General features: G+C 52.9%; 23 protein-coding genes and 1 pseudogene. 23 read left to right on the top strand and 1 reads right to left on the bottom strand.

What is annotated here, in order from left to right; genetic code table 11:
- Window positions 1-24: 24 nt before the first annotated feature.
- The 16 genes and pseudogenes from WM95_RS27825 to WM95_RS06680 all read left to right on the top strand — a co-directional run bounded on the left by WM95_RS27825 (window position 25) and on the right by WM95_RS06680 (window position 10092).
- The gene (locus WM95_RS27825; protein WP_072205167.1) at window positions 25-543 is read left to right on the top strand and encodes an HNH endonuclease; all 519 of its coding nucleotides are present in this window, start codon (window positions 25-27) and stop codon (window positions 541-543) included.
- A complete protein-coding gene (locus WM95_RS06750) occupies window positions 524-1114 on the top strand; it encodes a hypothetical protein (RefSeq protein WP_074166044.1) in 591 nt (196 codons plus the stop codon). The genes WM95_RS27825 and WM95_RS06750 overlap by 20 nt, the downstream gene beginning before the upstream one ends.
- Window positions 1114-1464: an HNH endonuclease gene (locus WM95_RS06745; protein ID WP_044703918.1), complete on the top strand. Its 351-nt coding sequence runs from the start codon at window positions 1114-1116 to the stop codon at window positions 1462-1464. Before WM95_RS06750 ends, WM95_RS06745 begins: the two co-directional genes overlap by 1 nt.
- A gap of 157 nt (window positions 1465-1621) precedes the next feature.
- Window positions 1622-2095 carry a phage terminase small subunit P27 family gene (locus WM95_RS06740; protein ID WP_032636952.1) on the top strand — a complete coding sequence of 158 codons (474 nt, stop codon included), beginning with the start codon at window positions 1622-1624 and terminating at the stop codon, window positions 2093-2095.
- Window positions 2095-3831: a terminase large subunit gene (locus WM95_RS06735; RefSeq protein WP_042889604.1), complete on the top strand. Its 1737-nt coding sequence runs from the start codon at window positions 2095-2097 to the stop codon at window positions 3829-3831. Before WM95_RS06740 ends, WM95_RS06735 begins: the two co-directional genes overlap by 1 nt.
- A complete protein-coding gene (locus WM95_RS06730; RefSeq protein ID WP_063408026.1) occupies window positions 3831-5135 on the top strand; it encodes a phage portal protein in 1305 nt (434 codons plus the stop codon). Before WM95_RS06735 ends, WM95_RS06730 begins: the two co-directional genes overlap by 1 nt.
- A gap of 13 nt (window positions 5136-5148) precedes the next feature.
- A complete protein-coding gene (locus tag WM95_RS06725) occupies window positions 5149-5997 on the top strand; it encodes a head maturation protease, ClpP-related (protein ID WP_063408025.1) in 849 nt (282 codons plus the stop codon).
- Between the two features lie 9 nt (window positions 5998-6006).
- Window positions 6007-7218, top strand: coding sequence for a phage major capsid protein (locus WM95_RS06720; RefSeq protein ID WP_048703110.1), 1212 nt, complete (start codon window positions 6007-6009; stop codon window positions 7216-7218).
- Window positions 7219-7257: 39 nt separating this feature from the next.
- Window positions 7258-7446: a DUF7210 family protein gene (locus tag WM95_RS06715; RefSeq protein ID WP_048703108.1), complete on the top strand. Its 189-nt coding sequence runs from the start codon at window positions 7258-7260 to the stop codon at window positions 7444-7446.
- Entirely contained in the window at window positions 7446-7772 is a 327-nt protein-coding gene (locus tag WM95_RS06710; RefSeq protein WP_048703104.1) for a head-tail connector protein, read from the top strand. The genes WM95_RS06715 and WM95_RS06710 overlap by 1 nt, the downstream gene beginning before the upstream one ends.
- Window positions 7773-7781: 9 nt before the next feature.
- Complete coding sequence (locus WM95_RS06705) at window positions 7782-8120, top strand: phage head closure protein (protein ID WP_048703101.1); 339 nt, start codon at window positions 7782-7784, stop codon at window positions 8118-8120.
- Complete coding sequence (locus WM95_RS06700; RefSeq protein ID WP_048703098.1) at window positions 8117-8566, top strand: HK97-gp10 family putative phage morphogenesis protein; 450 nt, start codon at window positions 8117-8119, stop codon at window positions 8564-8566. The genes WM95_RS06705 and WM95_RS06700 overlap by 4 nt, the downstream gene beginning before the upstream one ends.
- Window positions 8563-8910: a tail completion protein gp17 gene (gene gp17, locus WM95_RS06695; protein WP_074166043.1), complete on the top strand. Its 348-nt coding sequence runs from the start codon at window positions 8563-8565 to the stop codon at window positions 8908-8910. Before WM95_RS06700 ends, gp17 begins: the two co-directional genes overlap by 4 nt.
- A 59-nt stretch (window positions 8911-8969) precedes the next feature.
- Window positions 8970-9389: pseudogene (locus WM95_RS06690) on the top strand (phage tail tube protein); the annotation flags it as partial.
- 32 nt (window positions 9390-9421) lie between these two features.
- Window positions 9422-9805, top strand: a complete 384-nt coding sequence (locus tag WM95_RS06685) for a phage tail assembly chaperone (RefSeq protein ID WP_045338900.1) — start codon at window positions 9422-9424, stop codon at window positions 9803-9805.
- Window positions 9806-9813: 8 nt separating this feature from the next.
- A complete protein-coding gene (locus WM95_RS06680; protein ID WP_063408024.1) occupies window positions 9814-10092 on the top strand; it encodes a phage tail assembly protein T in 279 nt (92 codons plus the stop codon).
- Window positions 10093-10112: 20 nt separating this feature from the next.
- Here WM95_RS06680 and WM95_RS06675 read toward each other — a convergent pair whose 3' ends face one another.
- Window positions 10113-10532: a hypothetical protein gene (locus WM95_RS06675; RefSeq protein WP_022650855.1), complete on the bottom strand. Its 420-nt coding sequence runs from the start codon at window positions 10530-10532 to the stop codon at window positions 10113-10115.
- An 86-nt stretch (window positions 10533-10618) separates the two neighbouring features.
- On the opposite strand from WM95_RS06675, the gene WM95_RS06670 reads away from it, so the two are divergent.
- Genes WM95_RS06670 through WM95_RS06640 form a run of 7 tightly spaced genes read left to right on the top strand, consistent with a single transcriptional unit; the run spans window position 10619 to window position 21316 of the window.
- Entirely contained in the window at window positions 10619-14083 is a 3465-nt protein-coding gene (locus tag WM95_RS06670; protein ID WP_063408023.1) for a phage tail tape measure protein, read from the top strand.
- A gap of 2 nt (window positions 14084-14085) precedes the next feature.
- Window positions 14086-14424 carry a phage tail protein gene (locus WM95_RS06665; RefSeq protein WP_058680182.1) on the top strand — a complete coding sequence of 113 codons (339 nt, stop codon included), beginning with the start codon at window positions 14086-14088 and terminating at the stop codon, window positions 14422-14424.
- The gene (locus WM95_RS06660; protein WP_058685175.1) at window positions 14421-15179 is read left to right on the top strand and encodes a phage minor tail protein L; all 759 of its coding nucleotides are present in this window, start codon (window positions 14421-14423) and stop codon (window positions 15177-15179) included. The genes WM95_RS06665 and WM95_RS06660 overlap by 4 nt, the downstream gene beginning before the upstream one ends.
- A 2-nt stretch (window positions 15180-15181) precedes the next feature.
- Complete coding sequence (locus WM95_RS06655; RefSeq protein ID WP_058691910.1) at window positions 15182-15892, top strand: C40 family peptidase; 711 nt, start codon at window positions 15182-15184, stop codon at window positions 15890-15892.
- Complete coding sequence (locus WM95_RS06650) at window positions 15892-16479, top strand: tail assembly protein (protein ID WP_001549121.1); 588 nt, start codon at window positions 15892-15894, stop codon at window positions 16477-16479. The genes WM95_RS06655 and WM95_RS06650 overlap by 1 nt, the downstream gene beginning before the upstream one ends.
- Window positions 16480-16532: 53 nt before the next feature.
- A complete protein-coding gene (locus tag WM95_RS06645) occupies window positions 16533-20369 on the top strand; it encodes a phage tail protein (protein ID WP_063408022.1) in 3837 nt (1278 codons plus the stop codon).
- Window positions 20369-21316 carry a DUF6453 family protein gene (locus tag WM95_RS06640; protein ID WP_063408021.1) on the top strand — a complete coding sequence of 316 codons (948 nt, stop codon included), beginning with the start codon at window positions 20369-20371 and terminating at the stop codon, window positions 21314-21316. The genes WM95_RS06645 and WM95_RS06640 overlap by 1 nt, the downstream gene beginning before the upstream one ends.
- Window positions 21317-21352 lie beyond the last annotated feature (36 nt).

The following is a 21352-nucleotide window of genomic DNA, read 5'->3' as shown; positions in this document are numbered from 1 at the left end:
TTCCTTTTCGTGGAAGGGTTTTCTATGCCTAAAAAAAGACCCATTGAGGAAAGATTCTGGGAAAAGGTTGATAAGCGTGGTGACGATGAGTGCTGGATTTGGCTCGGCGCAACCATTCAACCTGGTGGCGGAAGACATATCAAACCTCAGATATACGGGAAAATAGCGGGGCCGAGAACGCCAGCAGGTCGTGTTTTTTGGTCTTCTCATCGGCTTTCATGGTTTCTGAAGCATGGTGATATTCCGCCTGGAATGCTCGTGGACCATAAGTGTCATAACACTCTATGCGTTAATCCTTCCCACCTCAGACTCGTAACTCCAAAGCAAAATAGCGAAAACCGAGAGGGACCCGCTATCACACGGAATTCATCTGGGAAGCGCGGGGTAAGATGGAATCCTCAGGTTGGCAAATGGCATGCGTACTACAGCCACAACAGAAAGGCGCACTGCGTAGGCTTCTTCGATGATCTTGAGGAGGCTGCTGAAGCCGCACGACGAGCCCGTAATAAGGTGTTTACCCATAATGATGCTGACAGATATTAAGTTCTGCGTTGTTGGCCATCACTCTCGCATAGGTCATGCGCAACGACTTGCGGCGCTGCTGGATGCTCATCTGCTTATTGATGACGGTAGCCGTGGCGCAAACTGGAATCATCGGCGTGCCATTGAGTGGGCCGCTGAGCAACCATGCCGGGTAGTTATACTGGAAGATGACGCGTTGCCCGTTCCTGGATTTGCTGGGCTGGTGGTCGACTGGCTGAACCGCTTCCCTGACTACATGCTGAGCTTTTATCTCGGTACCGGCCGCCCACCTCAGTATCAAATGCAGATAGCCGAACGGCTGATTGTTGCTGATAAGACTCAGGCTGACTATATCACGCTGTCGCGACTGATACACGGTGTCTGCTACAGCGTCCCACAGCAACACATTGAACGTGTGCTGGCTCGGTGGGACAGCAGCAAGCCTGCTGATTATGCCGTGGGTGATGCCTATGGCGGCTCTGTGGTTTATCCGTGTTACTCGCTGGTGGACCATGCAGATGGTGAACCTGTTGAGCGTCACCCCGATGCGGCGCCACGCACAGAGCGCCGCAGGGCGTGGAGGTTAGCCTGATGCCTGCGTTAATACCGAGAGCATGCCGCAAGCGTGGCTGCCCTGGCACAACCACTGACCGCTCAGGCTATTGTCCCCAGCACCTTAACGAAGGCTGGCAGCAGCATCAGCGAGGACAGAGCAGGCATCAGCGAGGTTATGGCAGCAAGTGGGACAGGCTGCGTCCAATCGTTCTCGACAGAGATAAACATCTTTGTCAGGAATGCCTGCGAAATGGAAGGTATACACCCGCTGAGACGGTGGACCACATCACCGCCAAAGCAAATGGGGGGACCGATGACCTTTCCAATCTTGAAAGCCTCTGCAAGCCTTGCCACAGGGCGAAGACAGCGGTTGAAAGACTCAAATGACATCGATTCTCATTTGAATCAACCGAGGGGGAGGGCGGGTTGAAAGTTCAGGAACGACGCGCCAAAGGACCGCCGCCTAACCTCTTTTCACATCGCCGCAGGTTAGAAAACTTTTTTATGGGGCCCCCCATTCGATGATTAATAGGAGTTTTCGATTATGTCTGGACCACCGAAAACCCCGACCCATCTACGTTTGGTGAGGGGTAACCCATCAAAACGCCCGATTAATGAAAACGAACCTAAGCCAGCTGCAGGGGTACCCCCAACGCCGAAGCATTTCGACAAGCAGGGGAAGTACTGGTTTAAACGGATGGCCGACGAGCTCGATGCTATCGGTGTGATGTCTCAACTGGACGCCAGAGCCCTTGAGCTGCTGGTTGAGGCTTATACCGAATACCGGCACCACTGCGACACGCTTGAAATTGAGGGGTACACCTACCGGACCGAAACACAGAGCGGGGATGTGATGATCAAAGCTCACCCGGCAGCCATCATGAAAGCTGATGCCTGGAAACGCCTTCGCGCCATGCTCGGAGAGTTCGGGATGACACCAGCCAGCCGCTCGAAAGTGAATGCAAAAGGTCCTGATGCGGTTGACCCGCTGGCCGAGTTTATGAAAGCGAGGGATTAATGGCTAAGGTTGCAGAAGGCATCCGCTACGCCGAGAGGGTGGTGGCGGGGGAAATAATTGCCTGTGAGTATGTGCGCCTTGCCTGCCAGCGTTTTCTTGACGATCTGGCACACGGCGAAGAGCGCGGTATTTTCTTCAGTGAGCCACGCGCGCAGCACATTCTGAATTTCTATAATTTTGTTCCTCACGTAAAGGGCGCGCTGGCAGGCCAGCCTATTGAGCTGATGGACTGGCATGTTTTCATCCTGATTAATATTTTTGGTTTTGTTATCCCGCTGGTTAACGAAGAGACGGGGGAAACCGTTCTGCGTAACGACGGCAGCGGTCGGCCGGTGATGGTTCGGCGTTTCCGTACAGCAGATGTTGAGGTGGCCCGTAAAAATGCCAAATCAACACTTTGCTCCGGCGTTGGGCTCTATATGGCTGGCGCTGACGGCGAGGGTGGTGCGGAGGTTTATTCCGCTGCAACCACCCGTGACCAGGCGCGAATTGTTTTTGAAGACGCGAAAAATATGGTCAAGAAGGCGAAAGCCACTCTTGGGCGGATCTTCGAATTCAACAAGCTCGCTATCTACCAGGAGCAAACGGCCTCCAAATTCGAGCCTTTATCATCAGATGCGAACAACCTCGACGGCCTGAACATCCACTGCGCCATCGTCGACGAGCTGCATGCACATAAAACCCGTGATGTATGGGACGTTCTGGAGACGGCAACCGGCGCGCGCCTGCAGTCGTTGCTTTTCGGCATTACCACAGCGGGCTTCAACAAAGAGGGTATCTGCTACGAACTGCGTGATTACGCCATCAAGGTGCTGCGTGGACTGGTAAAAGACGATACGTTTTTTGCCATCATCTACACCTTAGATGAAGGTGACGATCCCTTTGATGAAAAAGTCTGGCAGAAGGCGAATCCGGGGCTGGGTATCTGTAAGCGCTGGGATGACCTGCGCCGCCTGGCTAAAAAGGCGAAAGAGCAGGTTTCGGCCAGGATTAACTTTTTCACCAAACACATGAATATCTGGGTAACAGCTGAGTCTGCCTGGATGGACATGATGAAATGGGAAAAATGCGAGTTTATCGCCCCGCAGCACGAACTTAAAACCTATCCCTCCTGGGTAGGCGTTGACCTTTCAAACAAAATTGATATCTGTGCAGCCGCTAAAGTCTGGCGCGCGCCAGGTGGCCACGTTCATGCGGATTTTAAATTCTGGCTGCCCGAAGGACGCCTTGAGAAATGTTCACGCCAGATGGCAGAGCTCTATCGTAAGTGGGCCGAGATGGACAAGCTGATCCTTACCGACGGGGATGTAATCGACCATGCTCAGATTAAAGAAGAGCTGCAGGTGTGGGTTGCTGGCGAGAGTCTGAAAGAAATTGGCTTCGACCCGTGGAGTGCGACGCAGTTCAGCCTTGCGCTGGCAGAAGAAGGGCTGCCGCTGGTGGAAGTACCGCAGACGGTTCGCAATTTCTCTGAGGCGATGAAAGAGGTCGAAGCACTGGTATACGGTGGCCGCTTCCATCACAGCGATCACCCGGTAATGAACTGGATGATGTCCAACGTAACCGTCAAACCTGACCGGAACGAGAACATTTTCCCGAACAAGTCCACACCAGAGGCCAAGATTGATGGCCCGGCGGCATTGTTCACAGCAATGAGCCGCGTTCTGGTTAACGGTGGTAACGACCAGCAGGATCTCTCCGGATTCTTCAATAATCCCATCATGGTAGGTTTCTGATGAAAAAAAACAAACAGCCAGGCAGGGTGAAAAGCGCTCTGCTTAACTGGCTTGGTGTGCCTATCAGCCTGACTACCGGCACGTTCTGGGAGGAATGGTTTGGCACCAGCAGCAGCGGAAAGGTGGTCACGGCCGATAAAGCCATCCAGCTATCGGCTGTGTGGGCATGCGTAAGACTGTTAAGCGAGTCTATTTCAACCCTTCCGCTGAAAATATACGTTCGACAGCCTGACGGTTCGCGCAAAGCGGCAACCGATCATCCGGCCTATTCGATACTGTGCCGCCGCCCCAATTCAGAAATGACACCATCACGCTTTATGTTGATGGTGGTCGCCAGTATTTGCCTGCGCGGGAACGCCTTCATTGAGAAGAAATTCATCGCAAACCGCCTGGTTTCGCTGGTGCCTTTACTGCCGCAGAACATGGTGGTTAAACGTCTCGTGACCGGGGCGCTGGAATACAAATACACTGAAAACGGTAACGAGCGCGTCATTCCGGTCAAAAACATCATGCACATTCGCGGGTTCGGTCTGGACGGTGTTTGCGGCATGATGCCGATGAAGACTGGCCGGGATGTGATTGGTTCAGCAATGGCCGTTGAAGAGTCCGCGGCGAAGATATTCGAGCAGGGTCTGCAGAGCTCAGGTTTTCTCTCCGCTGATAACGCGCTGACAGACGAGCAACGTGAAAGACTTCGTGGCTATATGGCATCATTCACCGGCTCCAAAAACGCCGGAAAAATTATGGTCCTGGAGGGAGGGCTTAAATATCAGGGCGTGACCATGAACCCGGAAGATGCTCAGATGCTCGAAAGCCGCGCATTTAGCATTGAGGAGATCTGCCGCTGGTTTCGCGTGCCGCCTTTCATGGTTGGCCACACCACGAAACAAAGCAGCTGGGCATCCAGCCTGGAAGGGATGAACCTGCAGTTTCTGACTCATACCCTTCGACCGCTGCTGGTGAATATTGAGCAGGAAATTGGCCGGTGCTTACTCGACAGCAATGATGACGTGTTCGCGGAATTCTCTGTTGAAGGTCTACTGCGAGCCGATAGTGCTGGTCGCGCGGCATACTATACCAGCGCCCTTCAGAACGGCTGGATGTCCCGTAATGACGTTCGTCGTCTTGAGAACATGCCGCCGATTGAAGGTGGCGACATTTACACCGTTCAGCTCAACCTGACGCAACTTAAAAATCTCGAAAGCAGTAACCCTGCAGTTCAGGCACTTGCCCTGCGAGAGCTGCATAACCACGTATTCCCCGATATTTCCTTTGAACAATCTCCGCTGAAACAGGCCGCTTAGGAGCAATTTCCTGATGAGCAAAAAACAACTTCCGGTAGCACCGGCGGGTCGCCCCTGCGCGCGCGTTACCTGTGAAACATTACCGTCCGCACTGGACCGCTGGGACGGCGGGATCAAAGCGGCGTCCACCGACGATAACAGCATTTCTGTTTTCGATGTTATCGGGCAGGACTATTGGGGCGAAGGGGTAACAGCTAAACGTATTGCCGGTGCGCTTCGGGCGATGAATGGCGCCGACGTCACGGTCAATATTAACTCCCCTGGCGGTGACATGTTCGAAGGCCTGGCAATCTACAACCTTCTGCGTGAATACGAAGGCCGTGTGACGGTGAAGGTGCTCGGTATTGCCGCCAGCGCCGCCTCGGTCATTGCGATGGCCGGGGATGATATTCAGATCGGTCGTGGTGCCTTCCTGATGATCCACAACTGCTGGGTCTACGCGATGGGTAACCGCCATGATTTTGCTGAACTGGCACAGTCACTGGAGCCCTTCGATACCGCTATGGCTGATATCTACGCGGCGCGCTCCGGCCTTGATATAGCCGCCGTTCAGAAACTGATGGACGCCGAAAGTTATATCGGTGGCAGTGATGCTGTGGCGAAGGGACTGGCAGACAGCCTGCTTTCTGCTGATGCGGTCAGCGACGGCGACGAATCGCCTGCTGCTGCGCTTCGCAAACTAGATGCATTGCTGGCCAAGACCAACACACCGCGCTCTGAGCGCAGAAAACTCATTAAAGCCTTATCCGGTGGCATGCCTGGCGCTGTCACCACCAACGACGGTACGCCGGGCGCTGCCGAAGACATCAAACCTGAAACCATCAATTCACTTGAAAGCGCCCTGGCGGCGTTAGTCAAATAAGGACCCTTTATGTCTGAAGTAAACGATATTCTGAAAAAAGTCACTGCCAGCATTGAAGAAGCAACCGGCAAGTTCAACGCGAAAGCAGAAGACGCACTCAAAGAGGCGCAGAAGTCAGGCAGGCTGTCAGAAGAAACAAAAGCTGCCGTTGATAAAATGGCTTCTGAGTTCAATGCGCTGCGTGAAGCTGAAAAAACCCTGAAGGCCGCAATGGGCGAACTGGAGCAACATGTTGCCCAGATGCCGCTGGCAAACGCGAAGCATGTTGTGGAGTCAATCGGCCAGCAGGTGATCTCTGCTGAGGCGCTGAAAACCTTTGCTGCCAGTGTTGAAGGTGGCAAACGTATCAGCATCCCGGTGAAGGCTGCCCTGACTTCGGTGGATGTGCCTGATGGTGTTGTGGAGCCACAACGCCTGCCGGGTATTGATACGGCACCGAAACAGCGCCTGTTTATCCGCGATCTGATTGCGCCTGGTCGCACTTCCTCCTCTGCTATCTTCTGGGTGCAGCAGACGGGCTTTACCAATAACGCGAAAGTGGTTCCTGAAAACACGCAGAAACCATACAGCGAAATTGAGTTCACGCCGAAAATCACTGGCGTCAGTACTATCGCCCACCTGTTCAAAGCCTCAAAGCAGATCCTGGATGACTTCGCACAGTTGCAGTCCACCGTTGATGCCGAAATGCGGTACGGGCTGAAGTATGCAGAAGAGCAGGAAATTCTCTTTGGTGATGGTACCGGCGTTCATCTGCATGGCATCGTTCCTCAGGCGTCGGCGTTTAATCCAGCGTTCACTGTCGAACAACAGAGCGGGATTGATGATCTGCGTCTGGCAATGTTGCAGGCGCAGCTGGCGCGCTTCCCGGCATCCGGTCATGTTCTTCACTTCATTGACTGGGCGCGGATCGAGCTGACAAAAGACAGCCTGGGCCGTTACATCCTGGCTAACCCGGCGGCACTGACTGGCCCGACTCTGTGGGGTCTGCCGGTTGTTGCAACGGAAGCGGCAGCCTTCCAGGGTAAATTCCTGACCGGTGCATTCAACGCTGGCGCGCAAATCTTCGACCGCGAAGATGCGAACGTGGTGATCTCCACGGAGAACGCCGACGACTTCGAGAAAAACATGATCACCATCCGTTGCGAGGAACGTCTGGCGCTGGCCGTCAAACGCCCTGAGGCATTTGTATACGGTGCATTCCGCACTGGCGCTGGTAGCTGATGAAATAGCGGCCTTCGGGCCGCTTTTACAGGTGGGAAAATGAAACTGATTGCACTTAAACCGATTTATTTCGGCGGTACCGTCGTTACTGATGGGCTTCCGCTGGAAACTCTGGAACAGCACGGTCGCGAGCTCATCAAAAAAGGCTATGCGATGCTCGATGAATCAGAAAATCCTGCAGAGCAGGAACAGCCGGAAGTGAAAGCGGACAAGAAGGCGAAAAAATAATGGTCGATCTTGATGTGGTGAAACAGCACTGCCGCATTGATAGCGACTTTACCGGTGATGACGCCCTGCTGACTTTATACACCGGTGCGGCGGCGCGTTACGTCCAGACATGGACAAGGCGAACGCTCTATGAAAACCAGAGCTCCCCTGGCTACGCAGATGATCCGGACCCGATTCTACTGAATGATGATGTTAAAGCGGCCATGTTATTGCTGATAGGTCACTGGTATGCCAACAGAGAATCAGTTTCCGTCGGTCAGACTGTTGCAGAGGTCCCGTTTGCAGTTGAAGCCTTGCTGCAGCCATACCGAATTTACGGGGTATAGGAGGACTTTATGCAGGCCGGAAGACTGAGAGACAGGTTGGTGGTTCAGAACCTCACAACATCCAGAGATCCTTCTGGCCAGCCTGTTGAAGCATGGCATGACGGCGCAGAAACCTGGGCAGAAGTAAAGGGCATTAGTGGCCGCGAGCTGGTAGCCGCTGGTGCTGAAACCGCAGTCGCCACTATCAGGGTATGGACACGATTTCGTAGCGATATAACTGCTGCGTCCAGACTCAGGGTTATGACTGGCCCGTTCAAGGGGGCCATTTTGAATATTATTGGTCCGCCTATCCCTGATTCTCGTGGTGTTCAGCTCGAAATTCTTTGCAAACAGGGGACCGAAAAATGATTGAGACGAGCCTCGATTTTTCCGGATTAAATGACATCGCAAAGGATCTGGAGGCGCTTAGCCGTGCCGAAAACAACAAGGTTATGCGTGATGCCACGCGCGCCGGTGCCGAAGTGCTTAAGGAAGAAGTGATCGCCCGCGCTCCGGTGCGTACCGGGAAACTGAAAAAAAACGTGGTGGTGGTGACCCAAAAAAGCCGTCGCCGCGGGGAAATTTCTTCCGGCGTCCATATTCGTGGTGTTAACCCGCGCACCGGGAACAGCGATAACACGATGAAGGCGAATAACCCGAGAAACGCCTTTTACTGGCGCTTTGTGGAGCTTGGCACTGCGAACATGCCTGCGCATCCTTTTGTGCGACCCGCTTACGATACGCGCGAGGAAGAGGCCGCCAGCGTCGCCATTGCCAGGATGAATCAGGCTATTGATGAGGTACTGAGCAAGTGAATGAAGATAATATCTACGCCTTGCTTTCTACCCTGGCAGATGGACGGGTATACCCCTATGTTGCGCCATTAGGTAGTGACGGGAAACCGTCTGTCTCTCCACCCTGGATTATCTTTTCCATCGTCGATGATGTTTCCGCTGACGTGATGTGTGGCCAGGCAGAGAGCAGGGTTTCCGTTCAGGTCGATGTGTATGCCACAACGATCACTGAATCACGATCTCTGAGAGATTTGGCGCTTGCTTCGCTTAAGTCGTTAAACCCTACAGAGGTGGTAAAAATCCCCGGATACGAGCCATATTATCGGCTATACCGTGCCACCCTGGATTTTAAAGTTACACCTTGATAAATCATTCACCCAACGAACCCGCTTAATGGCGGGTTTTCTTTTACCAGGAGACAGCTATGTCTGCACTTTATGAAAAATCGCAGCTGACGAAGATCCTTATTTCCTCTGCGCCAGCCACCAAAGAAACGATGGATACCGCAACCTTCCTCGATCTGAGTTGCACCATCAAAGAAATTCAGTTCACTGGTGGCCAGAAGCAGGATATCGACGTAACAACGCTTTGCTCTACCGAGCAGGAGAACATCAACGGCCTGCCTTCTCCGTCAGAAATCTCTCTATCCGGCAACTTCTACAAGAATCCGGCGCAGGACGCCTTGCGTGAGGCCTATGACAACGATACGACCTACGCTTTCCAGGTTATCTTCCCGTCCGGCAAGGGCTTTAAGTTCCTGGCTGAAATCCGCCAGCACACATGGTCTTCCGGTACCAACGGCGTAGTGGCGGCAACGTTCTCCCTGCGCCTGAAGGGTAAGCCTGAAAACATCGAATCTGGTTCATGAGGGGTTGCATGAAGAATATTAAAAACCTAGCCCTGGCTAAGATGTCGGGCTTTCGTCATAAGACGGTCTCCGTTCCTGAGTGGGAAGGCGTAAAAGTGGTTCTCCGTGAGCCGTCAGGTGAAGCCTGGCTGCGCTGGCAGGAGGTGGTGAAAGCGGGTGCTGATGATGAAAATGTGTCGGTATCGGAAAAGGCACACCGTAATCTTTGCGCTGACGTGGTGCTCTTCATTGACGTCCTGTGCGACACCGATAAGCAACCGGTATTCAGCGTAGACGAAGAAGAGCAGGTACGTGAAATCTACGGCCCCGTCCATTCACGCCTGCTCAAACAGGCGCTTGACCTGATCAACAATGCGGACGAAGCGCGGGAAAAGTCTCAACCCCCGGCGTAAAGTTTCTGATGTCGCTTGCGCTCCGGATGGGGCGCACGCTCTCAGAGCTTCGGCAGAATATGACGGCAAGCGAGCTTCTGATGTGGATTGAGTACGACAGGCAAAGTCCGGTTGGCGATATTCGTGGTGACATTCAGGCCGCCCAGCTCGTCTCTGCCATCTACGGCTCGCAGGGGGCAAAAGTACCGCTGGACGATGCGATCCTGCGCTGGGGGGGTGACGAGCAATCAGCACCAAAAGACCCGTTTGCTGGGCTTGAGGCTGCGTTAATGGCTGCATCAAATTAGGGCGGTAAACCGCCCGTAACTTAGTTTATTTGCGATAATATAAAAACTATAAAGCCTATAAGAACTATAGCCCCTATAACTTTACCTATGTTCTCTGCCACATTTTCTGTCTGCTGCGCCTGCGCATTCAATTCTGAAGTTTCATCTAAGATTGTATCAGTAATAGCGTTAAATTCTTCGGAAAGAGTATTGTAAATACAAACTTGAGCCTCTTCCGGCTCATTTTCAAAAAAATCGTTAATGACATCATTGCTCTCAAGTGTGGCTATATGAATATTCTCACCTAAAGAGGATATATAATCAAAATAATCACACTGAGTTTTTGCTAACCCTCTTATTTTTAAGCGGTTAGGTTTATAGGAAAGCGTTCCATCTTCCTTTTCCCTAACTTCGTAGTAGTCATCCGGGTTGCCGGGAACTTCAAAGTTCAAGCTCAACATATATGTCTCCATGTGCAAAAAAAAAGCTAAGCCTCTGAGGTGTTAGTCCGAGTGGCTATTCTATTTTCATTATTAAGGTACAAGAGATGGCGGCTCTACGCGAACTAATAATTAAAATCTCCGCGAACTCTCAGTCTTTCCAGAGTGAGATTGCTCGCGCCTCACGAATGGGTGCGGACTATTACCGTACCATGCAAAATGGTGGTCGTCAGGCCGCCGCGGCTGCCAGAGAGAGCGAAAGGGCATTATCTGATCTGACCGCTGGATTTGCATCAGCAGGGAAAGCCGCCGCGGCTGCTAGCGCAGCGTTTGCTACCGGGAAAATTGTTCAGATTGCTGATGAGTGGAACTCCGTAAATGCACGACTCAAGCAGGCATCATCTTCTGCTGACGATTTTGCTGCTTCTCAGCGTCAGTTAATGGAGATAAGCCAAAGGACCGGCACCGCGTTTTTAGATAACGCAAACCTTTTTTCCCGCGCAGCTGCTTCAATGCGTGAATACGGGTATAGCTCTGATGAAGTTCTGAAAATTACCGAGGCTGTTTCTACCGGCCTCAAACTTTCTGGGGCTAACACCCAGGAAGCGAGTTCTGTTATCACTCAATTCAGCCAGGCTCTGGCACAGGGCGTTCTTCGTGGTGAGGAGTTTAACGCTGTTAACGAATCCGGTGATCGCGTTATTCGCGCACTTGCCGCCGGAATGGGCGTGGCCCGCAAAGACCTTAAGAGCATGGCTGACCAGGGGCAACTTACGATTGATAAGGTTGTTCCAGCATTGGTAGGCCAGTTAGATAATTTGCAAGATGAGTTCAAAAGCTTACCACAAACGGTTTCTGGTTCCTTGCAGAAGGTTACTAACTCATTCATGCAATGGGTTGGCGGTATTGATCAGGCTACCGGCGCAACGGCAGGTTTGTCTGGCGGGCTGGATAGTTTAGCTCAAACTCTGGATGCGTTCACTTCTTCAGCTGTTAGTGGTGCCTTGAATGACGTTGCTGACAACATGTCCACAATAACAACAGTAGCAGGGGCGCTTGTTGGCGTTGGGCTGGCAAGATATCTCAGCGGAGTTGTAACCAGCGCCACGAGTGCAACAGGTGCACTAATTTCAGCAGCGAAATCAGAGGTAGCACTTGCTGTTGCGCAGGATAAAGCGGCTCAGTCTGCTGTTGCAGCTTCAAGGGCTGAAGTTTATCGAGCCCAGCAAGCTGTTCAGCGTTCACGAAGTGCAGATGTCCAAGCTGCTCAGCAAGAGAAAATTGCGGCAGCGGAAGCAAAGGTTACAGCAGCTCAAGCCAGGCTGACTACTGCTCTTGCAACTGGCACCGCTACGGAAAAAGTCAGGGCCAGGACTGCGCTTGAACGTGCACAGGCAGGGCTGGTGGCAGCTAAAAACGCTGATGCCCAGGCTGTTGCAGAAAGGCGCTTGTCCGCGACACAGGCTTCCTTAAGCCGGAACCTTGCAAACCGCGTTTCGACTCAGAGCAATCTCAATAGCGTAACATCTGTCGGTACTCGGCTGATGAGTGGTGCACTTGGTCTCATCGGTGGAGTTCCTGGTTTAGTTATGTTGGGTGCTGGAGCCTGGTATGCGATGTATCAAAACCAGGAGCAGGCACGTCGCTCTGCCCAGGAATACGCCAGTCAAATCGACGAAATACGAGAAAAAACTTCCCGCATGTCTTTGTCTGAAACAGACGACAATAGGGGGAGAACTGTTGGTGCTCTGGTAGAGCAAAATCGTTTGGTTGATGAGCAAGCCAAAAAGGTTGGTGAGCTGAAGAACCAGATCGACGATTTGAATGCATCGCGTGGAAAACCGGGCATTACCAGCGAGAACGATGCAAATATCCTGAGAGCGATAGCCATCGTCACAGATCAGCTCGCCGTTGAAGAAGGGAAGTTGAATGATATGCGGGAGAAATCTCGCAATATTCAGCAAACCCTTGAGGGTATTGAAAGGCAACGTAACGATCTGATCAAAGAGCATGCCTGGCGCCAGAACGCACTGTACCAGTCGCAATTGATGATGAATGGGCAGCATGAAAAGTTCAACAGTCTTCTTGGCTTAGGCAACCAACTCCTTATGGCGCGTCAGGGGCTGGCTAACGTCCCGCTCAGACTTCCGCAGGCCGATCTCGACAAAAAGCAAACCGATGCCCTCGAAAAGAGCCGCCGGGATCTTGAGTTGTCACGCCTGAAGGGTGAGGCCAAAGAGCGCCTGCGTCTGAGTTATGCAGCCGATGACCTGGGGTTAACCAGTGATCCGCAATTCCAGACAGGCCGTCAGGAGTTGATTAATAACGGTCTTGCTGAATGGCGGAATAATGAGGCCAACAAACCTAAGGCGAAGGGCGGTAAAACCGAAGGCGAGAAAACCGAGGATGTGTATAAGCGCCTTATCAAGCAGCAAAAAGAGCAGATTGCCCTGCAAGGCCAGAATACTGAACTGGCGAAGGTTAAATACCAGGTCAGCCAGGGCGAACTTGCTTCTCTGACAGAAGCCCAGAAAAAGACGGTATTGCAGAATGCTGCGCTGATTGACCAGGTTAAATTACGTGAGCAACTGCGAAATTACGAAGCCAACCTTGCTGACAGTAACGCAAGCGCCCGCGCAGCCAATGAAGCGCAACTGCTGGGCTACGGGCAGGGAACCAGGTTCCGTGAAAGACTTCAGGAGCAGTTCAATCTGCGTAAGGAGTTTGAGCAGAAGAATACCGATCTTCTCCGCCAGCGTCAGGCTGGTGAAATCGACGAGACGTTCTATCAGCAGGGGCTGGCACTTAATAAGCGCTACCTCGAAGAGCGCCTGCGCGACCAGGAGGGATATTACGCAGCTTCTGATGCGCAGCGTGACGACTGGATGACGGGACTGTCTGAGGGTTATGCGAACTGGGTGGACGAAGCTACTGATTATTCTTCCATGGCCGCTGACGGCATGAAGCAGGCCATGGGTGGCGCGGTCACCACGATCACCGACATGCTCAATGGTAACGTTGACAGCTGGAAGGACTGGGGCGTCAGCGTGCTGAAGATTATCCAGAACGTTCTGGTCAATATGGCTGTTGCTAACGGCGTCAGTTCAATTGGCTCCCTGTTCAGTTTTGGTGCCTCGTCTGCCGCTACCGCCAGCAGCGGTACTGCAATTCAGAACGCTGGCGCGAACTTCACCTTTAACGCGAAGGGTAATGTTTACGACTCTCCTTCCCTGAGCGCTTACAGCAATGGCGTTTTTCAGACGCCTCAGTTGTTTGCCTTTGCCAAAGGTGCGGGGGTTTTTGCCGAGGCAGGCCCGGAAGCCATTATGCCGCTCACTCGGGCAGCTGATGGTTCGCTGGGCGTTCGGGCAGTTGGTGCTCCTCAGGTTTCTGGCGGTGTGCCTTCGGTTAACTTTGGCGATATCAATATTCAGGGCGGATCACCGCAGGCGGCCAGTCAGGGTACTGCCGGAGCAGCAGGCAGGCAGCTTAAGGATGCCATCACTGGTGTCATTAACGAACAGGCCAGCATGCCGGGTTCGCCTCTGTGGCGATTAATCAAGGGAGTTTAACCATGGCAGTCGAAACCTTCAGCTGGTGCCCAAAGGTTGCCTCTCAGGTTGATACAAGTTTCCGTACCCGAAAGGCGCAGTTTGGCGATGGCTATGCGCAGGTGGCCGGAGACGGTATCAACCCTGTAACACCTCAATGGAGCGTGAGCTTTACCGGCGACGAGGCTTACATTCAGGCCATTAAAAACTTTCTGAACAGGCATGCCGGGTGGAAGTCATTTATCTGGAAACCTCCGCTTGAGCCCTCAGGCTTATGGCGCGCGGAATCCTTCCAGATATCTACCCACGGCAACAAGAAATATACCCTCAGCAGTACATTCATACAGGCATACCATCCATGAGCATTTCATCTGATGTCCAGAAACTGGAACCGGGTAAGCGCGTCCGCCTGATTGAGGTTGACGGTTCAGCTTTCGGTGCCGGTATTCTTCGCTTTCACAACGAGACAATCCCGCACACCGAGGCGGAAATCATCGCCGCAGGTGGCGACGAGTCAAAACTTGAGCCGAAGTCGGTGTGGTGGCAGGGGCAGGAGTATGGCGCGTGGCCGTATGAACTGACCGGCATATCTGTCAGCAGTGACGGCCAGAGCTCACGGCCGTCACTCACTGTTGCAAACATCAGCGGTACGATTGGCTCGCTGTGCCGAAGATTTCAGGGGATGGCTAAAGCTAAGGTGATCATCCATGACACTTTCGCACACTATCTGGACGCCAGAAACTTCCCTGATGGGAACCCGACTGCGAATCCCAACGAGGAGCGCAAACAGGTTTATTACATCGACCGTAAATCAGGATCAGACGATGAAACCGTAGAGTTTGAGCTTTCCAGTCCAGCCGATCTGCGCGGGCAACTCATTCCGACCCGGCAAATTCAGCCAATGTGCACGTGGTGCATGCGGGGCTGGTACAAAACCGGGAATGGCTGCACCTACGCCGGGCAAAACGGCTGGTTCGATAAAGACGGCAACCGGGTGGATGATCCTTCACAGGATGTTTGCTCCGGACTGCTGTCAACGGGCTGTAAACCTCGCTTCGGAGAGAATGAACAGCTGGATTATGGCGGGTTCCCAGGCGCTTCACTTCTGAGAGGATAATCATGCGCGACAAAACAGTTAGCGCCATTCTGGCCCATGCCGCCGCATCCTTCCCCGAGGAGTGCTGTGGCGTGGTTATTCAGAAGGGGCGGGTGGAGAAGTACATCCCCTGCAAAAATAATGCTGAGTCGCCGACTGAGCAATTCGAACTCAATCCTGAGGATTATGCGGCCGCCGAAGAGCAGGGCACTGTGGTGGCGATCGTCCACAGCCATCCCGGCGACGGGGCAACAACTCAGCCGAGCGAGCTCGACATGCTGATGTGTGATGCCACGGAACTGCCCTGGATTATTGCATCGTGGCCGGAGGGCGACATTCGCACCGTCATGCCTCGTGGAGACCGACCCCTCACAGGGCGCCAGTTTGTACTCGGATATGCTGACTGCTGGTCTCTCATCATGGACTATTTCCGCATCGAACACGGCATTGAACTGCCCAACTACAGCGTAGATCGCCACTGGTGGGAGCAGGGTGAAAATCTCTATATGGATAACTGGCAGGAATGCGGTTTCCGTGAGTACGACGGTCCCGCTCAGACCGGTGACATGGTTATCATGCAGGTACAGTCCACCGTCCCGAACCATGCCGGGATTTTGCTTGATGGCAACATGCTACTGCATCACATGTATGGCCAGCTAAGCCAGCGTATTCCCTACGGTGGCTATTACCGTGACCGTACCATCAAAATTCTGCGTTATAAGGATTTGATGTAATGGAAAGAAAAACCGTTATCAAACTCAGCGGCTCAATGGCTCAGCGATTTGGCAGGACCCACCGCCGCGCGTTAACGTCTGCCAGTGAGGTATTCAGGGCGCTATCTAACACAATTGATGGATTTGATGCCTACCTGCGTGAGACCAGAGCGAAGGGGCTGGACTTTGTCATCTTCCGAAACCAAATAAACATAGGAAAGGAAGAGTTTGATCTTCTTGGACCTGGCGATGAACTTCGCATTATCCCTGTAATACGCGGCAGTAAAAGGGCTGGCCTCTTTCAAATTGTTACTGCCGCCGCAATTGCGGCTTTTACCTGGTGGAACCCAATAGGATGGGCAGCAGGTACACAAATGGCGCTATATGCCGCAGCTGGTTCTATGGCTGTGGGTGGTGTAGTGCAAATGCTTTCCCCTCAGGTTGCTGGTCTGAGGATGCGACAGGACCCAGATAATAAGCCTTCCTATGCGTTTGGCGGACCCGTCAATACTACGGCATCCGGTAACCCCGTTCCTTTGCTTTACGGACAGAGGGAAATAGGCGGTGCGATTATCTCAGCCGGGATTTATGCAGAAGATCAGCAATAAACCAAACTACCCATTTCAAGCCACCTGACGGTGGCTTCTTTTATGGACGCGATATGACGACGACGATCATCAAAGGCCGCGGTAAAGGTGGCAGCAATCAGACCCGAACACCCGTTGAAGCACCGGACAGCATTCAGTCCATTGCAAGGGCAAAGGTGCTGATTGCGCTTGGAGAGGGTGAGTTCGCTGGCGGGCTTGATGGTAAAAACATTTTTCTTGGTGACTCATCTTCGTACACGCCTCTTCAGAACGCCGACGGAAGTTATAACTTCAATAATGTGAAATATGAGTTCCGTTCCGGTACTCAGGACCAGGACTACATTCAGGGCTTCCCCGGCATTGAAAACGAACTTCAGGTTTCATACGAGCTGAAACAGGCTGTGCCGTACGTGCGCGCGGTATCCAACACGCAGCTCTCTGCGCTGCGAATTCGCCTGGGATGGCAAACTCTTTTACTCCAGAAAAACAACGGTGATAAAGTCGGCACCCGCGTCGAGTATGCTATCGATCTGTCGGTCGATGGCGGGCCGTATGAAACGGTGGTTAACGGTGCTGTTGATGACAAAACCACGTCGCTTTATGAGCGCAGTCACCGCGTCAATCTTCCGAAAGCCTCGGCTGGATGGCAGTTGCGGGTTCGCAGAATCACGCCGGATTCCACGAGCGTGAATATCGTCGACACCATGCGCGTTGTGGCCGTTACTGAAATTATTGACGCCAAACTTCGCTACGTTAACACAGCGCTGCTGTATGTAGAGTTTGACGCAAAGCAGTTCCCTAATGGCATTCCTCAGGTTGTGTGCAATCCGAAAGGGCGAATCATCCGTGTACCTGATACTTATGATCCCGAAACCCGCACTTATTCTGGTACATGGGAGGGCGTATTTAAATGGGCGTGGACGGATAACCCTGCCTGGATTTATTACGACATCATTCTGAACGAGCGCTTCGGGCTGGGTCAAAGAATCGATGCGACTCAGATAGACAAATGGGAACTTTATCGCATCGCCCAGTATTGCGATCAACTGGTACCAGACGGCAAGGGCGGCAGCGGGACGGAACCTCGTTTTCGTTGCAACGTTTATATCCAGGACCGTAATGACGCCTGGACCGTACTTCGTGATCTGGCGGGTATATTTCGCGGCATGACGTACTGGGGTGACAATAAGATGTATGTCCTGGCTGATATGCCCCGCGATGTGTGGCATATCTATAACCACGCCAGCGTTGTTGAGGGTAAATTTACCTTTGCGGACCCGAGTGAAACCACCCGAAACACTGCCGCGCTGGTGAACTGGTCTGACCCAGCTAACCACTACAAAGACACGCCTGAGCCTGTTTACGATAACGATCTGGCCATGCGCTTCGATTATCGTCAGCTCGAAATGACTGCGATCGGCTGCACCAGGCAGTCAGAGGCAAACCGGCGGGGGCGCTGGGCGCTGCTTACCAACGGTATCGGCGAGGTGGTGACCTTCAGCACAGGCATGGACGCCCCCCCTGTTGGTGAGGTGATCGGCGTGGCTGCTAACGAGCTGGCCGGAAGAACTATCGGCGGCAGGGTGAGTGCGGTTAACGGCCGCAACATAACCCTCGATCGCGCTGCTGATGTGAAAGCCGGTAACAGGCTGTTTTTGAATCTTCCGTCAGGCACAGCTCAGGCCAGAACCGTCCAGGCCGTTAACGGAAACACAGTCACTGTCACCACACCCTACAGCGAAACGCCGGAGGCTGAATGTAACTGGGGTGTGGACTCTGACGATCTGTTTATAGCGCTTTTCCGTGTTACGGGAACGCGGGACAATAACGACGGTACTTTCGAGGTCACCGGGACGACTTACAACCCTGATATCTATTCCGCTGTTGATACCGGCGCAAGACTGGACGAGCGGCCAGTCAGTGTTATTCCGCCAGGGGTTCAGGCTCCCCCAGGAAATATTGTCGTAGACAGTTACTCTACGGTTAACCAGAATATTGCGATTACCACTATGCGCGTTGCCTGGGATTCTGTTCAGGGTGCAGTTGCGTACGAGGCGGAATGGCGGCGTGACAGCGGCAACTGGGTAAGCGTTCCCCGAACGTCTTCTCTCGGCTTTGAAGTGCAGGGTATCTACTCGGGCCGCTATCTTGTCCGCGTCAGGGCGGTGAACGCCAGCGACGTTTCATCAGTCTGGGCGACATCATCAGAAGTAAATCTTACGGGTAAAGTGGGCAACCCGCCGAAGCCTGTGGGCTTCACCGCCTCCGAAAACGTGGTATTCGGTATCGAGCTGAATTGGGGATTCCCGGCGAACACCGACGACACGCTGAAGACCGAAATTCAGTACAGCCTCACCGGTACCGAAGACGATGCGATGCTGCTGGCCGATGTGCCTTACCCGCAGCGCAAATATCAGCAGATGGGCCTTAAAGCTGGGCAGATTTTCTGGTACCGCGCGCAGCTGGTGGACCGCAGCGGCAACGAATCAGGTTACACAGAATGGGTGCGAGGACAGGCCAGCATCGATGTATCCGACATCACCGATGTGATCCTGGAGGAGATTAAAGATTCTGAGGTATTTAAGGATCTGATTGAGAGTGCTGTAGCCAGCAGCGAGAAACTGGCCGAACTTTCTGACGCGATTAAGGAGAACGCCGATGGTCTGGCTGCCGCCGTAGGTTCGAATAAGCAGACCGCCGAAGCAATTATCGGCAATGCTCTGGCAATTGCTGATGTTGTTGTGCGGCAGACTGCGCAGCAGGGCGCAAACTCTGCGACATTCGAACAGCTCCGGGAGGTGATCGCCACTGAGACGGAGGCGCGAGTTACTGATGTTACCCGTCTTGAGGCAAAAACTGCGCAGAATGAAGCCGGTATTACTGATGTTCGCCAGGCATTAGCGACGGAAACTGAAGCGCGCGCTTCTGCGGTAAGCCAATTGACTGCTGCCACGCAGGCCGCCTCTGATAAAGCTGATTCAGCTGCTGCTGTAGGTGCTCAGAATACAGCATCAATCACTGATCTTAGCCAGGTAGTCACGGGCCTCGATTCCTCAATGGCATCACGTCTGGAAGAACTGGGTGCACAAACTGATAAGGCCAGCGGCGGTATTCAGAACAATGCTATCGCGCTGATCACCAGCACGCTCGCTCAGGTTAACCAGCGTAACCTTCTGAGCGTGCAATATGGCGATAACAAAGCCGGTATTGAGCGGGTCGATAATGTAATGGCCGATGCCAGTAAAGCTGTTGCTGAGTCGTTGCGCACCATTGACTCCAGTGCCGGTGGAAACACCGCGAATGTCACTGATCTGTCAAAGACGCTTGCTGACTTCACACAGGCTTCGGCAACTCAGATCAATTCGCTGAAGGTCACTGTAAATGGCCAGCAGGCCGCTATTGTCCAGAATGCTCAGGTATCAGCAGACATCAACAATAACCTGAATGCGATGTACAGCATTAAGGTGGCTGTTGATGCTAACGGTCGTCAGTATGCTGCTGGCATGGGTATTGGTGTTCAGAACACTCCATCCGGAATGCAGTCGCAGGTGTTGTTCCTGGCTGACCGATTTGCGGTGATGTCTCAGGCTGGAGGGGCCGTGACACTGCCGTTCGTTATCCAGAATGGGCAGACCATTATCAGGGATAGCGTTATCGGCGACGGAACCATCAGTAATGGCAAAATTGGCAACTACATCCAGTCCGCGACATGGGACGGAACCGGAAACGTCGGCTGGCACATCAACAAATCGGGTTATGCCGTTTTCAATAACGTTACTGTGCGTGGAGCGGTTTACGCCCAAAATGGTCAGTTCGGATTCACCAACTCAACAGGAGGAGTCACGATCAATAACAACGGTGTCACTGTCAATTTGTCGAATGGTGGGCGCATTGTTCTGGGAGAATTTTGATGGCCAGGGGACTCTATATCGATTTGAATGACGGGCGTCCGGCAATGACCATCACTGCCGGAATGAAATGTCCGTCGTATGGTGGGGAGGCTGTGGAGGCATGGGGCCAGCAGACCATGACTGTTCAGGGCTATGTTGCCGGAGCGACACCTTTTTTCATTCCATCAAACTCGGTTGTGAATGTGACTCGCTCGCCGAATCTGATAACAACGATTATGGTTCTCGATGGGATAACCAATAACGGAAACGGAACCCTGACACAGAGTGTCTGGTCATCAGATGGCTGGGGGAAAGATAAAACATTTCCCGGCACAGTCTGGCAGATTTTACCCGCAGGGCAGAGTGGAAACCGTGGTTTGCTTATTGAGGATTCGACAGACTTTATTGCGATCACTGATGTCAGTCGTGTTGCTTCCTGTGTTTTCAGTGGAACGGTCAATGTAAATGGTACTTACACGCTTCCGGCCAAAGGGCTCGTTTTTGCCCGCTGGAATGACAGCGCAGCTACGCTTGAATGTGATGGTAATAATATTTACTCCCGTCAGGATTACACGGGCTATGACGATATCGCCCGTTCTGTGAATGTCGATATTGCGATTTTTGCGGTTCAGGCCCCTGTACCCGGAAGAGGATTAAATTTCATCAACGCTGCTGGCCAGTGCACTTTCTCTACCACCCGCCGTCCATTTATATTCCGAAATCAGTTTTATTCACCGGGCAATAGCTGGGTCGATATTGGCAACAGCATGATTGCGCTTGGCTGCTATGGTTTCAGCTCTTCAACAGCCAGCGGGTGGTGCAACATGCGATCCAAGGGACTGGTGATGAGCGGGAACTCGGTAAAATGTGGGAATGGCCGTGTCCGTTCCCGATGGACAGACAAGTATTCTGTGACTGGCGAGAGATATACCGGAATGAGTATTCCCATCATCCCCGCAATGTATTGACACAACCCCACTAACGAGCCCCGACATGGCGGGGTT

The organism is Enterobacter cloacae complex sp. ECNIH7, from assembly GCF_002208095.1.
Lineage (GTDB): Bacteria > Pseudomonadota > Gammaproteobacteria > Enterobacterales > Enterobacteriaceae > Enterobacter > Enterobacter cloacae_M.
The sequence above is the reverse complement of the archived record's forward strand: the minus strand, read 5'-3'. Positions and strand labels throughout refer to the sequence as shown.

Excerpts from the sequence above, each read along its gene's own strand:
- WM95_RS06640 (WP_063408021.1), top strand. The coding sequence starts at position 20,369 with ATGGCCAGGGGACTCTATATCGATTTGAATGACGGGCGTCCGGCAATG.
- WM95_RS06710 (WP_048703104.1), top strand. The coding sequence starts at position 7,446 with ATGGTCGATCTTGATGTGGTGAAACAGCACTGCCGCATTGATAGCGAC.
- WM95_RS06700 (WP_048703098.1), top strand. The coding sequence starts at position 8,117 with ATGATTGAGACGAGCCTCGATTTTTCCGGATTAAATGACATCGCAAAG.
- WM95_RS06735 (WP_042889604.1), top strand. The coding sequence starts at position 2,095 with ATGGCTAAGGTTGCAGAAGGCATCCGCTACGCCGAGAGGGTGGTGGCG.
- WM95_RS06665 (WP_058680182.1), top strand. The coding sequence starts at position 14,086 with ATGGCAGTCGAAACCTTCAGCTGGTGCCCAAAGGTTGCCTCTCAGGTT.
- WM95_RS06750 (WP_074166044.1), top strand. The coding sequence starts at position 524 with ATGATGCTGACAGATATTAAGTTCTGCGTTGTTGGCCATCACTCTCGC.
- WM95_RS06670 (WP_063408023.1), top strand. The coding sequence starts at position 10,619 with ATGGCGGCTCTACGCGAACTAATAATTAAAATCTCCGCGAACTCTCAG.
- WM95_RS06685 (WP_045338900.1), top strand. The coding sequence starts at position 9,422 with ATGAAGAATATTAAAAACCTAGCCCTGGCTAAGATGTCGGGCTTTCGT.
- WM95_RS06730 (WP_063408026.1), top strand. The coding sequence starts at position 3,831 with ATGAAAAAAAACAAACAGCCAGGCAGGGTGAAAAGCGCTCTGCTTAAC.
- WM95_RS06680 (WP_063408024.1), top strand. The coding sequence starts at position 9,814 with ATGTCGCTTGCGCTCCGGATGGGGCGCACGCTCTCAGAGCTTCGGCAG.
- WM95_RS06705 (WP_048703101.1), top strand. The coding sequence starts at position 7,782 with ATGCAGGCCGGAAGACTGAGAGACAGGTTGGTGGTTCAGAACCTCACA.
- WM95_RS27825 (WP_072205167.1), top strand. The coding sequence starts at position 25 with ATGCCTAAAAAAAGACCCATTGAGGAAAGATTCTGGGAAAAGGTTGAT.
- WM95_RS06720 (WP_048703110.1), top strand. The coding sequence starts at position 6,007 with ATGTCTGAAGTAAACGATATTCTGAAAAAAGTCACTGCCAGCATTGAA.
- WM95_RS06655 (WP_058691910.1), top strand. The coding sequence starts at position 15,182 with ATGCGCGACAAAACAGTTAGCGCCATTCTGGCCCATGCCGCCGCATCC.
- WM95_RS06675 (WP_022650855.1), bottom strand. The coding sequence starts at position 10,532 with ATGTTGAGCTTGAACTTTGAAGTTCCCGGCAACCCGGATGACTACTAC.
- WM95_RS06725 (WP_063408025.1), top strand. The coding sequence starts at position 5,149 with ATGAGCAAAAAACAACTTCCGGTAGCACCGGCGGGTCGCCCCTGCGCG.
- WM95_RS06650 (WP_001549121.1), top strand. The coding sequence starts at position 15,892 with ATGGAAAGAAAAACCGTTATCAAACTCAGCGGCTCAATGGCTCAGCGA.
- WM95_RS06745 (WP_044703918.1), top strand. The coding sequence starts at position 1,114 with ATGCCTGCGTTAATACCGAGAGCATGCCGCAAGCGTGGCTGCCCTGGC.
- WM95_RS06660 (WP_058685175.1), top strand. The coding sequence starts at position 14,421 with ATGAGCATTTCATCTGATGTCCAGAAACTGGAACCGGGTAAGCGCGTC.
- WM95_RS06740 (WP_032636952.1), top strand. The coding sequence starts at position 1,622 with ATGTCTGGACCACCGAAAACCCCGACCCATCTACGTTTGGTGAGGGGT.
- WM95_RS06715 (WP_048703108.1), top strand. The coding sequence starts at position 7,258 with ATGAAACTGATTGCACTTAAACCGATTTATTTCGGCGGTACCGTCGTT.
- WM95_RS06645 (WP_063408022.1), top strand. The coding sequence starts at position 16,533 with ATGACGACGACGATCATCAAAGGCCGCGGTAAAGGTGGCAGCAATCAG.